The organism is Pseudomonas neustonica (assembly GCF_003797945.1).
Lineage (GTDB): Bacteria > Pseudomonadota > Gammaproteobacteria > Pseudomonadales > Pseudomonadaceae > Halopseudomonas > Halopseudomonas neustonica.
The window spans coordinates 1-13,832 of the sequence record NZ_RKKU01000007.1 but is presented as its reverse complement, the minus strand read 5'-3'; the positions used below and the strand labels follow the sequence as shown (position 1 = coordinate 13,832).

The window sequence follows — 13,832 nt, the reverse complement described above, 5'->3', positions numbered from 1 at the left end:
GTGACGCAGGGAATCAAGTTAATCGTAGGACTGGGAAATCCCGGTCCTGAATATGACCTGACCCGCCACAACGCTGGCGCCCTTTTTATTGAGCGCCTGGCTGACCGGCATAACGTCGGCCTGCGTGCTGAAAGCAAGTTTTTTGGCCTTACCGGCCGCCTGACAATTGATGGTCAGGATATTCGCCTGTTGATCCCCACCACCTTTATGAACCGCAGTGGGCAAGCTGTTGCCGCGCTGGCTGGTTTCTATCGCATTACGCCGGAAGAAATTCTGGTAGCCCATGATGAGCTTGATCTACCGCCTGGCGTGGTCAAGTGCAAAAAGGGCGGCGGTCATGGCGGACACAACGGCTTGCGGGACATCATTGCTCAATTGGGCAATCAGAATACTTTTTACCGCCTGCGCTTGGGTATTGGCCATCCTGGCCACAGCTCGCAGGTGACCGGCTTTGTACTGGGCCGCGCGCCCAAAGCCGAACAGGAAGCACTCGACGCTTGCATCGACGAAGCCATCCGCGAACTACCCGGCATCAGCCAGGGACAGTGGTCAGCCGTCATGCAACGCCTGCACAGCTTTAAAGCCTGAATCAATTTGCGCCGCCACACACGGCAAAGGACATCACTATGGGTTTCAATTGCGGTATTGTCGGTCTGCCCAACGTTGGCAAATCCACCCTGTTCAATGCGTTGACCAAATCCGGCATCGCGGCAGAAAACTTCCCTTTCTGCACCATTGAGCCGAACAGCGGCATCGTGCCGATGCCCGACCCACGCCTGGATGCGCTGGCCGACATCGTCAAGCCGCAGAAAGTGTTGCCAACGACCATGGAATTTGTGGACATCGCCGGCTTGGTCGAAGGCGCCTCCAAGGGTGAAGGCCTGGGTAACAAGTTTCTTGCCAACATCCGCGAGACCGATGCTATCGCCCACGTAGTGCGCTGCTTCGAAGATGAGAACGTCATTCACGTCGCCAACAGTGTTGATCCCAAGCGCGATATCGAGATTATCGACCTGGAACTGATCTTCGCCGACCTCGACAGCTGCGAGAAGCAGTTATACCGGGTAAGCCGCAATGCCAAAGGCGGCGACAAGGAGGCGATTGCCCAGAAAGCCCTGCTGGAAAAGCTGATTCCGCATTTTAGCGAAGGCAAGCCTGCGCGCACCCTGCTGAAAGACTTCAGCCCGGAAGAACGTGCCACTGCGCGCCAATTCCACCTACTGACCATCAAGCCGGTCATGTACATCGCCAACGTCTCCGAAGAAGGTTTTGAAGATAACCCGCTACTCGATGTAGTGAAGGCCATCGCTGCCGAAGAAGGCGCTATTGTCGTGCCGGTCTGCAACAAGATCGAAGCCGAAATCGCCGAACTGGATGACGACGAAGAAAAGCAGATGTTTCTTGAGACCATGGGGATGGAAGAGCCTGGCCTGAACCGCGTCATTCGCGCGGGCTACGAGCTACTGGGCCTGCAGACCTACTTCACCGCTGGCGTTAAGGAAGTACGCGCCTGGACGGTAAAAATTGGCGCCACAGCCCCACAAGCTGCGGGCGTGATTCACAGCGACTTTGAAAAAGGCTTTATCCGCGCCGAGGTCACCGCCTACGAAGACTTTATTCAATACAACGGCGAAAGTGGTGCCAAGGAAGCAGGAAAATGGCGCCTGGAAGGTAAGGAATACATCGTCAAGGATGGTGATGTAATACACTTCCGTTTCAACGTCTAAGGCGTTGCGATTGTCATGAAAAGCCCCTGCCCGCCTTTGGTGAGCAGGGGCTTTTTACGTCAGTACTACTGTGCTTGATTAAATTCCAACCGGCCAGACACATACACCTGCTCGGTCTGCACGCGGTTCAGCTTTTGCGCGTCAACCTCGTACGGGCTCTCTGTCACAACCTGCAGGTCAGCCCACTTGCCTACCTCCAGACTGCCCGCCTGACGATCAATGCCGAGCTGGTAGGCCGCGTTGACGGTCATCGCACGCAGCGCGTGGCGAACATCGATGGATTGATCGGCATTCAAGACCCGACCACTATCGGTTCTGCGAGTGATGGCCGTCTGCATCAGGCTAAATCCATCGGCCGGAAACATAGGGCTGTCTGCGTGCAGCGATGGCTGCATATCCAGATCCACTGCGGTGCGTATTGGCAATACCTGCTGCGCCGCCCAGCGGCCGATGATCGATTCCGCCAGAGCATCGCCGTAATAGCGAATATGGTTAATGTGAAAACTGACCGTCACGCCCTGCTCCGCCAGCGCCGGCATCAAATCCGCCGGTAACAGCACAGCATGCTCCAGCCGGATAAGGGCGTCGCCGGAACCGGGCTGACCTGCCGCCAGGATGGCCTTAGCCACCTGACGATTAGATTCATCGCCCTGACTGTGGATCGCTACCTGCCAGCCCTGTGAACGGTATCCCTGGATTTTTTCGATCAGCTCTTGCTCGGCAATCATCGCCGCACCGTGACTGCCCGCTTCAATACCCAATGTGCGGCCCAACCGACTATCAAGGTAAGGTGCCGAGGTGAACATGCTGCCGGTATAAGGTGAACCGTCGTGCCACAGTTTGACGCCAAGCACACGAAAAAACGGGTTACGCGTATCTGGCAAATCCGGCAGGTAATCGAGCTCACTCTCAACCAGATAAAAGAACTGCCGGATGCGCGGCTGAAGGTGTCGCGAAGCGGCAAACCGAGCCAGCAAAGGCGGCACGTTGTAGCCTAGCGAGGCGACCGAGGTGAAACCTTCGGCAAGATATCCGTCCAGGGTATCGGTATAACGCCCAAGCAGCCGCAACGGCGAGCGCAGGCCTGTGACAAAGGGCTGCATTGCACGTGTTTCAGCGATGAAGCCCGTGAAATCGCCGTTAGCATCACGCTCGTAATACGACCCTTTACCCGGATCAGGCGTATCGCGGGTCACGCCCGCTGCGGCAAAGGCGGCAGAATTGGCCCAGGCCGAATGCAGCGTCTGCGAAATCAGCAGCACCGGATTGTCCGGCGCCAACTGATCCAGCGCTTCGCGCATGGGCACCTGCAGATCAGGCGTCAGAATCGCATCAATGCCGCCGGCATACACCCAGTCGCCTTTGGGTGTAGCCGCAATCGCCTCACGCAACGCCGCCCATACCTCAGCATTATGCTTGTAACTGAATCCCGACAGGTCATGCGCGCCATTGAATACAGCGGTTAACGTGGGATGCTCATGAGCCGCAACAAACCCCGGCATCAAGGCTCTGCCCTGCAGATCGACAAGTTGCGTGTCTGCGGACCGGACGCCCATGACCTCATCCAGACTGCCGACAGCAACGATAATGCCATCACGCACCGCCAGCGCCTCAACGACCTCGTTGCTCGCATTAACAGTCAGGATGGGGCCGCCGAAGAAAATCATATCGTTGCCAGAGTGAGGCCATACAAACCCCAAAACACCCAATAAACACAGCGCCAGGAGAGCTACTGCCCCCGATCTTTTTATCTGCATGGTCATTCGCTTATTTATTTTTATAGAACCATTGTAAGGGCTTTCAGGTATATCAAAGCACGACCGTGTAGGTCGCAACAGCCTTGATATTTGCCTGACATGGGCCGCAGAACCGGCCTTCACGTGCCATAATCTCCCTACTTATTGCATCCGAGACGGCTAGCTCATGCGTATACGCAAGAAAAGCCTTGCGGTCGGACTACTGATCGCCAGCTTTATCTACACAACAGCAGGGTTTCTGCTAGTCCCAGCCATAGCGCTGCATACCATCAATAGCCAACTGTCCAGGCTGGCGACAGTGCCTGCGCAACTGGGCAGGGTCGAGTTCAATCCTTTCAGCATGCAAGCCACGCTCTGGGATCTGCAGATCGGCGACCCTGACGCTCCAGATATCTCCTTTCAGCGACTTTACGTGAACGCCGAGCTCGATAGCCTGTGGACCGGGGCCCTGCACTTGGCCGACGTTGAACTGGATGCTGCGCACGGCGAGGTTCACTTTGCCAAAGATGGCACGCTCAACCTGGCAAAGCTGTTCAACCTGCCTGAGGCGGACGCGGCGGCTAGCGACGATACCAGCCAAACCCTTTTCCCGCTGCGCATCGACCGCGTTGCGCTCAATAAAAACAGTCTGCATTTTATCGACGAGCGCACACAAACCGCAGTCGAGTTTGCCTATGACGACCTGTCGCTGGAGCTCAAGAACCTGAGCACCAGGCCCGATGAAACCACCGCCATCACGCTAAATGCCAGCGGCCCTAACGGTGCTCGCCTGGCCTGGCAAGGCAACGCCACCCTGGCTCCCAACATCACATCCAGCGGCAGCCTCAGTATTCAGGATGCGCAACTGAGTACCTTATGGCCCTATATTCGTGACCAGTTCGACCTGGACCTCGACAGCGGCGCGCTCAGTGCGAGCACCGAGTATCAATTGGACCTCTCAGAGCAAACTGACTTTAGATTACAGAATGCGCAGTTGGCGCTAACCACCCTCAGTATCGACGCCAACGGTAAACCGCGTCTGCGCCTGCCCAGCCTCGCCGTCAGCGACAGCGCGCTAAACCTGGCCAAGCGTGAGGTCGTTATTGGTCAGCTGCACAGCAGTGAACTGGAAGCTTGGGCCGCCCGCGAACAAAACGGAACAATAGACTTACTGGCACTACTGGACAGCAAACCCCAAGCGAGCGCCAACCAGGCGGAAACGAGCACACCCGAGCCCAGCCAGCAGAGCACCAGACAAACGCAAGCGGCTGACGTCACAGACAGCACCCAGCAAGTCGCCAATCCTGCGCCCAGCCCCGCTACCGCAGCCCAGACGCCTGCAACTCAGAGCCCGCCATGGCGAGTGCAACTGAAGGACGCGACACTGGACGGTAGCCAACTACACCTGGTTGATCGGGTACCAAGTAAGCCAGTTGCCTTGGAGGTAGGCCCGCTCGATATCAGCATCAGTCAGTTCGATAGCCTTGGCACCACCCCCTTCTCCGTGCAGCTGACCACCGGCCTCAACAACAACGGGCAGCTATCCGCTAGCGGACAGGTACAGTTAAAGCCTCTGAGTGCCACTCTGAAAGCCAGTACGCGCAATATAGACCTGCGACTGGCTCGACCCTATTTCGAGCCACTGGTGCGCATCCAGCTGCGCAGCGGACTAGCCAACAGCGACCTCAACATCAATTTAAACGGACTTGAACCACTAGCGCTTGAAGTAAGCGGAGATGCACAGGTCAGCCAATTGCACATCATTGATGCCGAGCGCGAGCGCGACCTGCTGAAATGGCAACAGCTTGAGCTCAGCAGCATCGATTATCAGGGCAACAGACTGACAATCAATAAGGTAGCGCTGCAGCAGCCCTATGTCCGTTTCATTATCAACGAAAACCTGACCACCAACTTCAGTGGCCTGCTCGTTGAGCAACCCGGCACCAGTCAGAAACAAAGCAGCAGCGCTCCGATGGCTATTCGTATTGGTGGCGTCACCATTGCTGATGGCTCTGCCAATTTTGCCGACTTCAGTTTGCAGCCGGATTTCTCGGCAGCTATCGGCCAGCTCAACGGCGACATTGGCACTTTGGATAACCAGAGTACAAAACCTGCCAGCGTAAACGTGACCGGCAAGATTGACCGCTACGCACCGGTCAGCATCAAAGGTAGCCTGACCCCCTTTGACCCACTCAACAGCCTCGATATAGCGACCAGCTTTCGCAACGTAGAGCTGACCACACTCACGCCCTATTCCGGCAAATTTGCTGGCTATCGCATTCGCAAAGGCAGACTAAACCTGGATCTGCACTACCGGATTGAGCAAGGCCAACTGAATGCCGAAAACAAGGTGCTGCTGGAAGGGCTGCAGCTCGGTGAAAAGGTCGATAGTCCGGATGCCGTGGATCTACCGGTACGTTTGGCCATCGCCCTACTTAAAGACAGCAAAGGCAATATCGATATTCAACTGCCGGTAGCCGGCAACCTAGAAGATCCGCAATTCAGCGTCATGCCCATTATCTGGCAAACGCTGCGCAATCTGGTGGGCAGAGCCGCACAGGCACCCTTCAAGTTTATTGCCGGCCTCGTTGGCGGCAACGAGCAAGACCTGAGCGAAGTCAGCTTCACTGCGGGTAGAGAGACCCTTGGCCGTGACGCAGAAGGCACACTGACAACGCTGGCGAGCGCGCTGCAACAGCGCCCGGCTCTCACCCTGGAGGTAGAGGGCATAAGCTCGGCAGCAGTAGACGGCCCGCAACTGGCAAGCGAGCGCCTCGCCCGCGAATACCAGCGACTTCAGTTCAAATCACTACAAGCCATGGGCGAACAAGTACCCGCCTCTCGCGAGCTGATAGAGGTCGACGATGAAGATAAGCCTGCTCTGCTTGAAGGCATCTATCGCGCCCGCCTGAAACAACAGCCCCCGGAGGAATGGAGCCAACTCAACCAGGAGGAACGCGCGGCAAAAATGGAACAGGCGTTGCTGGACCTGTGGAGTCACAGCAACCTGATGTTACGCAAACTGGCACAGCGCCGTGCCGCGGCAATAAAAAGCTATCTGGTTGACGCTGGCGGCCTGGACCCCGAACGCGTTTACCTGATAGACGTTAGCATCACCGAACAAGCGAGCGACGGCCACGTAGCGTCCGCACTGCATTTGGGCAGTGAATAACCGGCAACCAGGCACTGCCCGGTTACGGTAACAGCGCAACCCGCGACTCGTGCCAAATGGAAAAGTTAACCAGTTGAAATGCCAGTTAAAAAATAAGCACGCAGGCTTGACAACCCCCGCGCGGAAATGAATAATGCGCAGCCTCGGATGGCTACATAGCTCAGTTGGTTAGAGCACAGCATTCATAATGCTGGGGTCCCTGGTTCAAGTCCAGGTGTAGCCACCAACGATTTCAAAGGCTTAGCTTCGGCTAGGCCTTTTTTTATACCTCTATTCCTACTATTTGATCCGCTCCAGCACCCCTGCTGATACGCGCAGGGTGGTTTGCGCGCCTAAATCCACGCCTTTCGATTCCTTTAAAAAATCGTCTACAGCGCCTTCCAGGCGAGATGCCTGGTCGTCCAACTCCCAGTGATAACGCAGCAGAAGCGCGGCACTGAGCAACGCAGCTATGGGGTTTGCTCTACCGCTACCGGCAATATCCGGCGCACTACCGTGCACCGGCTCAGCCAGCGCAATCCCCTGCCCCCAGTTAAGCGACGGCGCGGTGGCCAGGCCGCCTGACCAGTAGCTGGCCAGATCGGACAGTACATCGCCAAACAGGTTGGTGGTCACAACCAGGTCAAAGGATTCCGGCTGTTCGATCAACTGCAGCGCGGCTACATCAACCAAGCGCTCATCCAGAACCGAGCCCAACCCTTGGGCTTCCAGCACTGCGCGGCAGCTATCGCGAAAGAGTCCGCACGTGAGCGGTAGCACATTGGCCTTATGCACCAGGGTTATGCGCCTTGCCTGCCGCAATTGAGCGACCTGCGCTGTGCGCTGCGCCAGTAACTCGCTCGCCTGTCTACTGATATGCCGCTCAGCTATAGCCTTATCTGGCGATGCCATATGCTCGCGCCCGACATAAAGCCCTTCACTGTTCTCGCGCAATACCATCAGATCTATCCCGCTCTTGGGCGAGATAAAGGGCCAGCTGCGCACCGGACGTAAGTTGACTGACAAACCCAGCTGTTGGCGCAACGTCAGTATTGCGCTGCGATAACCGGCTACCTGATGTGCTGGCGATTGCACCGCGCCAAACAGCCCGGCCCCGCACTCGCGCATAAGATCGAGCGTGCGCTCGGGCACGGCACAGCCGGTCTGTTGAAAGCAGGCCCAGCCCGCTTGCGCGTGCACTACTTCCAGGTCTGGCACCAGCAGCTTAATGGCCTCTACCGCGACCGGCACCACCTCTGGTCCAATACCGTCGCCGGGGATCACGCAGAGTTTCTTCATACCTTGGACGCTCTTCGGGTTGCCAATAAGAGACCAGAGAAGGTCAGGGTGCCTCCCAGGAGGTGGTACCAGTGCAAGTGTTCGCCGAGCAGCAATACGCCGAGCAGAGCGGTAAACACTGGCATCAGGTAGCTGAATAGGGAGGCGGTCGCTGGGCCGAGAATACGCACACCGTTATTCCAGGCAAGATAAGCGAACAGTGAAGCCAGCAGCGCTGTGTAGCTAACGGCCCCAAGTGTCACCAGTGTCAGCGGCATGGGCCCGGTTTGGCTGTACTCCCATAGATAAACCGGCAACAGCAGCGGGACGCCACACAAGAGCATCGCGGTCAGCAAGGTCACTCCCGGAACGGGAATCATCCAGCGACGCAGAAGAACAGAGTAGAGCCCCCACGTCATTACCGCCGCCAGCATGATTAAATCACCCGGATTGAAAACCAGGTGCGCAAGCTTACCCAGCTGCCCAGTACTGAGGATCACCAACAGCCCGGTGAAGGACAACAGAGTGCCGGCTAGTGTTTGCCGGCTTGGCCACTGGCGCAACAATAGAACCGACCATATAAACGCAGCAACCGGGAGCCCGGTATTAACCAAAGTGATGTTGATGGCGGTGGTACTCTGCGCCGCCAGGTACAAAAGCGTGTTGTAGGATGAAATGCTTAACGCCGACAAGGTTGCAATCTGCTTCCAATGCAACAGTAATGAGGCCCGCTGGCGCCACAATCCGCGCAGGGTAAAAGGTAAGATCAATAACAGGGCCGTAGTCCATCGCCAAAATGACAAACCAATCGGTGGCAATAACCCAGCAGTTGCGCGCGCGACCAGGGCGTTACCAGCCCAGATCATTGCGCATAGAAGTAGTCCGGCAATGGCCCAGCCGCGTGCGGACAACTTCACGCGGATCTCCCGAAAACAGCAAACATCAAACATACCTCCTACCAAAAACCCAATAGCGGAAGGTGCGAGCCGCAAACGTATCAGTGCTGCGGTAATAGTCCTCTACTCAATCGACCAGCGAGTAGGCCATAACCAGAGCGTCTTCACGCCCACCCACAGCAGGATAGTAATTTCTGCGCCGGCCGATTTCGTTAAAGCCAAAGCTCTCATACAAACCCGCGGCATTAAGGTTGGACTCACGCACCTCCAAAAAGGTGACTTCAGCATCACGTACCTTGGCTTGCTGCATAAGGTGCTCAAGCAAGCCATGACCAAAACCATTGCCCTGACTTTCGGGCCTAATGGTGATGTTCAACAAATGAGATTCGCCCGCTGCCGCAGACAGTACGCCGTGCCCAATTTGCTGCAAGCCATCGAAGGCTAACCAGCACTCATGGCCTGACTTGATGCAGTCCAGAAAGATGCCGCGAGTCCAAGGATGACTGAAAGCGGAGAATTCAATAGCCAGCACCGCATCCAGATCAGACTCCTGCATGCGTCGGAAAGTCAGGGCACTCATACGTTATCCTTCCACCGTGCCTTTACTCGTCTCAGCTGCGCCCATAGCGCCGCTTTGCGCTGCGGTTCACGCATCAACAGCTCAAGATCATCTGCAAACCAGCACGCAGGTAAACCCTCAAGTGCTACTTCGCGTCCAACCAATTCATCGACCTTTGCCAAGTCCGACTCTACCAATAGCCCGGTAGCAGGACCAAAACAGCCAAGCGAGACTAACTCCTGGTCTTCCAGACGTCCTTGCATAAAAGCCAGCAATCCCCTGCTCGCTGCTTCTGCACTACGATCAAGCTGTGGGTTACGACTCAACGGCCAACGAAAATCAGCTAATAACCGTGGCCGCGATGGCAACCCTACTGCGCGCAGAATATCCTGCAGCAAAATAAAGGCAGGGGTTGCGCTTTCGAGGCCAGGCTCAGGCGCCTCGGTAAGAAGGGCGCAAGGGCCTGCCAACCAAAGCTGCAAATAAAAGGGCTCAATGGCCGCAGCGACAGGAGCCGCCTGCACCGGAGTTTCTTCAGGCTGGGGCGCTTTCGGTTGTGCGACCTCGCCGCGTAACTTGTTAACCAACGCGGCTGGTTTAACTGCGGGGGCCTTGCTGACTGGCGCAGTCACCGGAGCTGCCGAGGGATCTGAATCGGGCTCCTGGGTTGGCTGCGCCTCTTGCACTGCGGGTAGCGTATACGGGATACGTTCTGGCACACCAATCAACGCTTTGCGTGGTATCCAGTTCGTTACTCCCATGGCCTCAAGATAGGCCAGACGCGCTTGTTCCTGCATCAGACCCCCGCTGCCTGAGGATGAGCGCGGTATGCACCTTCGCGCATCAGATTCAACGCATTGATATAGGCTTTGGCCGAGGCCACGACAATATCGGTATCAGCACCGTTACCGTTTACGATGCGACCACTTTTTTCTAGGCGCACCGTCACTTCACCCTGCGAGTCAGTACCCTCGGTGATCGCGTTTACCGAATACAGCTGAAGAGTCGCGTTCGAGCCGATTACCTGCTCGATAGCCTTGAACGTGGCATCTACCGGACCAGAGCCCCCTGAGCGCGCTTCCTGCTCTACTCCGTCGACACTAAGCTGAACCAGCGCATTCGGTACCTCGCCCATGCAGGACGAGACGTCCAAATGAACCAAGCGAATGTGCTCGACCACCTCGGTTAGCGTATCAGTCACCAGCGCCTGCAGATCTTCATCAAAAATCTCATGCTTACGATCGGCCAACTGTTTGAAGCGAACAAAAGCCGCATTCAAATCTTCACCGCTCAAAACAATGCCCAGCTCTTCAAGACGCGAGCGGAAAGCATTCCGCCCTGACAACTTGCCCAACGACAATTTGTTGGTGTGCCAGCCCACGGACTGCGCGCTCATGATTTCGTAGGTTTCACGGTGCTTAAGCACGCCATCCTGGTGAATCCCTGACTCGTGAGCAAAGGCATTGGCGCCGACAATAGCTTTGTTGGGCTGTACCGGGAAGCCGGTGATCCCTGAAACAAGCCGCGAAGCAGGCAAAATATTCTCGGTCACAACTCCGGTATATACACCCAGCAGATCCTGCCGCGTCTTGATTGCCATGACGATCTCTTCCAGCGCAGCGTTACCGGCGCGCTCGCCCAAGCCGTTGATAGTGCATTCAACCTGACGGGCACCGGCTGTAACCGCCGCCAGTGAATTAGCAACAGCCAGACCCAGGTCGTTATGACAATGCACTGAAAAAACGGCTTTATCGGCGTTAGGTACGCGAGACATTATCTGCCGTATGGTGTCGGCGAACTGGTGCGGGATAGCATAGCCGACGGTGTCAGGAATATTGATGGTCCGGGCACCTGCGTCGATGGCCGCCTCGATAATTCGGCAAAGGAAGTCGATCTCGGAGCGCCCTGCGTCTTCGCATGAGAACTCGACATCAGCGCACAGGTTGCGCGCGCGCTTAACTGCGCGCACTGCTTGCTCAACCACCTGATCCGGCGGTAAACGCAACTTATGCTGCATATGAATCGGACTGGTGGCAATAAAGGTATGAATGCGCCCTGCGTTAGCGCCGGCCAGTGCTTCAGCTGCTCGGTCAATGTCCGCGTCAACCGCACGCGACAGACTACAGATAATGCTGTCCTGAATGCTGTCCGCAATCGCCTTGACCGCCTCGAAGTCGCCGGGACTGGCAATGGCAAACCCCGCTTCGATGACGTCCACCTGCAGCTTCTCCAGCGCCCGCGCGATACGCAGCTTTTCGTCCTTGGTCATGGACGCGCCAGGGCTCTGCTCACCATCTCGCAGCGTGGTATCAAAAATAAATACCCGGTCCTGATTCATATGTAAGGTCCTCCGCAAATACCGCTGAACACTGTCGTTCGCTTCACGCCCATAGGCGCCTGGGTCAGGCCGATACTATACCGCATCCTCCCGACCGACTGGGAAAGCCAGCACCTTGGAACTCACTGCGGTTTATGACGTAACAACAGCACAACAAAAGTATTCTTCCTTAGTCTCACGTAGGGACTTATTCTGTCGGCTGATCTAATAACAGGACTGTCCTGCTGAAAACGCGCAGAGAACGGTTCGTCTGAATTGCATAAAAAGCAGGAGATTGGATGTATGTTTGACCGTCACTATGCCGTGTGGCCCGATCAAGTACCCAAGCAGCTTGAAGTCCCCGCCACCAACTTGTTCCACAACATCACCGTCTCCGCACTTCGCTACCCCGATCATCCAGCTATTCACTACTACGGTAGCAACATCAGCTACCGCGAGCTGCAGAATCAGGCCGAGCGCCTTGCGGGCTATCTACAGCAAGCCGGCGTAAAAAACGGCGATCGCGTACTGCTGTATATGCAGAATAGCCCACAGTACATCATCGGCTACTTCGCCATTTTGCGTGCTAACGCCGTTGTTGTGCCGGTTAACCCCATGAACCGCACTGCCGAACTCGCTTACCTGATCGAAGACACCCAGGCGCCTGTAGCGCTATGCGGGCAAGAGCTGAGCGAATTCGTGGCGCCGCATATCGGCGAGAGTGCGTTAAAAGAAGTGATTGTCACTGCCTACAGCGAATACGTAGTAGAAACGACAGACCTTACGTTGCCCGACGCCGTGGCTGCGCCCGCCGAGCCGGTTACAGCAGCAGGGCTGACTGCATGGCAAGCGGCGATGAAAGCTGACATAAAGCCAAGCGCTTTAACCGCAGGACCAAATGACCTGTGTGTCATACCTTACAGCTCGGGCACTACCGGCAATCCAAAAGGCTGCGTCCACACGCATCATAGCGCGATGGCTACCACTGTGTATGGAGCCGCCTGGGTGAACACTCAGCACAGCTGCATCCATCTGGTGTCGGTACCCATGTTTCATGTCACTGGTATGCAATCGTGCATGAACTCCACTCTCTACGCTGGCGGCACCCTGGTCGTAATGACCCGCTGGGATAGAAAGGTAGCGGCACAATTGATTGAAAGCCTGAAAATCAATACCTGGCGCAACATATCGACGATGGTGGTCGACATGTTGTCCGATCCCGATATCGATCAATACGACATCAGGTCACTCACTGGTATCGGCGGTGGCGGAGCGGCTATGCCCGCAGCCGTAGCTAAAAAGCTTCAGGACAAGACAGGCCTTATCTATATGGAAGGCTATGGGTTGTCCGAAACGATCGCAGCAACACATGCAAATCCGCCCCATGCCTGCAAACCCCAATGCCTGGGTGTTCCCTTCATTGGTGTTGACTCACGGGTGATTGACGTTGACACGTTAAAAGAAGTCGAGCCCGGCGTGACCGGTGAAATCATCATGCGCGGCGAACAGATTTTCCAAGGTTACTGGAACCGCCCTGATGCTACCGAAGAGGCGTTTGTTGAGGTAGCTGGCGAGCGCTTCTTCCGCTCTGGCGACCTCGGCTATTATGACGAAGAGGGCTACTTTTTCCTGGTAGACCGCGTAAAACGAATGATCAACGCGTCGGGCTTCAAGGTATGGCCCGCGGAAGTTGAATCACTCATGTACGCACACCCGGCCATTCAGGAAGTCTGCATTATCTCTGTACCCCATGAGCGACGCGGCGAAACGGTTAAGGCGGTCGTCGTACTGAGTGCAGGCAAACAAGACACAACTGAGCAGGACATTATCAACTGGTGCCAGGAAAACATGGCTGCCTACAAATGCCCGCAGATCGTCTCCTTCGCCGACAGCATTCCCAAGTCGCCAACGGGCAAGATCATGTGGCGCCACCTGCAGGACATCGAGTGGGGACGCGCTGAAGCCTAACTCCCCTCGGCTTTGCACTCAAGAGCGCCCTAGGGCGCTCTTTTTTATTGCCCTGCAAGCTGCAAGCTGCAAGGGGTTCTACCCCGTTACTGCGGACACTCTTGAAAAGAGGCACAATGTGCCAAAGGAGTGTTCATGTCCAAACGCAGAAAATACAGCCCTGAATTCAAGCGCGAAGCCATCGCGCTATCTCGCCAGCC

Annotated in this window: 10 protein-coding genes and 1 tRNA gene; 5 read left to right on the top strand and 6 right to left on the bottom strand. The window is 56.2% G+C overall.

Translation table 11 applies throughout. The features are described from left to right. Positions 1–588: an aminoacyl-tRNA hydrolase gene (gene pth / locus EF096_RS07785; protein ID WP_235869664.1), complete on the top strand. Its 588-nt coding sequence runs from the start codon at positions 1–3 to the stop codon at positions 586–588. A 38-nt stretch (positions 589–626) separates the two neighbouring features. Beyond that, a complete protein-coding gene (ychF, locus tag EF096_RS07780) occupies positions 627–1,727 on the top strand; it encodes a redox-regulated ATPase YchF (protein WP_123889064.1) in 1,101 nt (366 codons plus the stop codon). A gap of 65 nt (positions 1,728–1,792) precedes the next feature. Here ychF and EF096_RS07775 read toward each other — a convergent pair whose 3' ends face one another. Continuing rightward, positions 1,793–3,394 (bottom strand): amidohydrolase, encoded by a 1,602-nt coding sequence (locus EF096_RS07775; RefSeq protein ID WP_158611245.1) that lies wholly within the window; start codon positions 3,392–3,394, stop codon positions 1,793–1,795. A 256-nt stretch (positions 3,395–3,650) separates the two neighbouring features. On the opposite strand from EF096_RS07775, the gene EF096_RS07770 reads away from it, so the two are divergent. Then, complete coding sequence (locus EF096_RS07770; RefSeq protein ID WP_123889062.1) at positions 3,651–6,635, top strand: DUF748 domain-containing protein; 2,985 nt, start codon at positions 3,651–3,653, stop codon at positions 6,633–6,635. 149 nt (positions 6,636–6,784) lie between these two features. Then, positions 6,785–6,861, top strand: a tRNA-Met gene (locus tag EF096_RS07765). Positions 6,862–6,914: 53 nt separating this feature from the next. On the opposite strand, the gene EF096_RS07760 is transcribed toward EF096_RS07765, so the two are convergent. The 5 genes from EF096_RS07760 to EF096_RS07740 form a co-directional block, all read right to left on the bottom strand. Then, positions 6,915–7,913: an isocitrate/isopropylmalate family dehydrogenase gene (locus tag EF096_RS07760; protein ID WP_123889061.1), complete on the bottom strand. Its 999-nt coding sequence runs from the start codon at positions 7,911–7,913 to the stop codon at positions 6,915–6,917. Beyond that, positions 7,910–8,809: a DMT family transporter gene (locus tag EF096_RS07755; RefSeq protein WP_256671261.1), complete on the bottom strand. Its 900-nt coding sequence runs from the start codon at positions 8,807–8,809 to the stop codon at positions 7,910–7,912. The genes EF096_RS07760 and EF096_RS07755 overlap by 4 nt, the downstream gene beginning before the upstream one ends. Before the next feature lie 106 nt (positions 8,810–8,915). Beyond that, positions 8,916–9,368, bottom strand: coding sequence for a ribosomal protein S18-alanine N-acetyltransferase (rimI, locus tag EF096_RS07750; protein WP_123889059.1), 453 nt, complete (start codon positions 9,366–9,368; stop codon positions 8,916–8,918). After that, on the bottom strand, positions 9,365–10,144 hold the full coding sequence (locus tag EF096_RS07745; RefSeq protein ID WP_123889058.1) for an energy transducer TonB: 780 nt from the start codon (positions 10,142–10,144) through the stop codon (positions 9,365–9,367). The genes rimI and EF096_RS07745 overlap by 4 nt, the downstream gene beginning before the upstream one ends. Then, positions 10,144–11,685 (bottom strand): 2-isopropylmalate synthase, encoded by a 1,542-nt coding sequence (locus tag EF096_RS07740; protein ID WP_123889057.1) that lies wholly within the window; start codon positions 11,683–11,685, stop codon positions 10,144–10,146. The genes EF096_RS07745 and EF096_RS07740 overlap by 1 nt, the downstream gene beginning before the upstream one ends. Before the next feature lie 282 nt (positions 11,686–11,967). On the opposite strand from EF096_RS07740, the gene EF096_RS07735 reads away from it, so the two are divergent. Beyond that, a complete protein-coding gene (locus EF096_RS07735; RefSeq protein ID WP_123889056.1) occupies positions 11,968–13,632 on the top strand; it encodes a long-chain-fatty-acid--CoA ligase in 1,665 nt (554 codons plus the stop codon). The last annotated feature ends 200 nt before the right edge of the window (positions 13,633–13,832 follow it).

Bases quoted from the DNA above. Each gene is read 5' to 3' on its own strand.
- rimI (WP_123889059.1), bottom strand. From the start codon at position 9,368: ATGAGTGCCCTGACTTTCCGACGCATGCAGGAGTCTGATCTGGATGCG.
- EF096_RS07735 (WP_123889056.1), top strand. From the start codon at position 11,968: ATGTTTGACCGTCACTATGCCGTGTGGCCCGATCAAGTACCCAAGCAG.
- EF096_RS07740 (WP_123889057.1), bottom strand. From the start codon at position 11,685: ATGAATCAGGACCGGGTATTTATTTTTGATACCACGCTGCGAGATGGT.
- EF096_RS07745 (WP_123889058.1), bottom strand. From the start codon at position 10,144: ATGCAGGAACAAGCGCGTCTGGCCTATCTTGAGGCCATGGGAGTAACG.
- EF096_RS07775 (WP_158611245.1), bottom strand. From the start codon at position 3,394: ATGATTTTCTTCGGCGGCCCCATCCTGACTGTTAATGCGAGCAACGAG.
- EF096_RS07770 (WP_123889062.1), top strand. From the start codon at position 3,651: ATGCGTATACGCAAGAAAAGCCTTGCGGTCGGACTACTGATCGCCAGC.
- ychF (WP_123889064.1), top strand. From the start codon at position 627: ATGGGTTTCAATTGCGGTATTGTCGGTCTGCCCAACGTTGGCAAATCC.
- EF096_RS07760 (WP_123889061.1), bottom strand. From the start codon at position 7,913: ATGAAGAAACTCTGCGTGATCCCCGGCGACGGTATTGGACCAGAGGTG.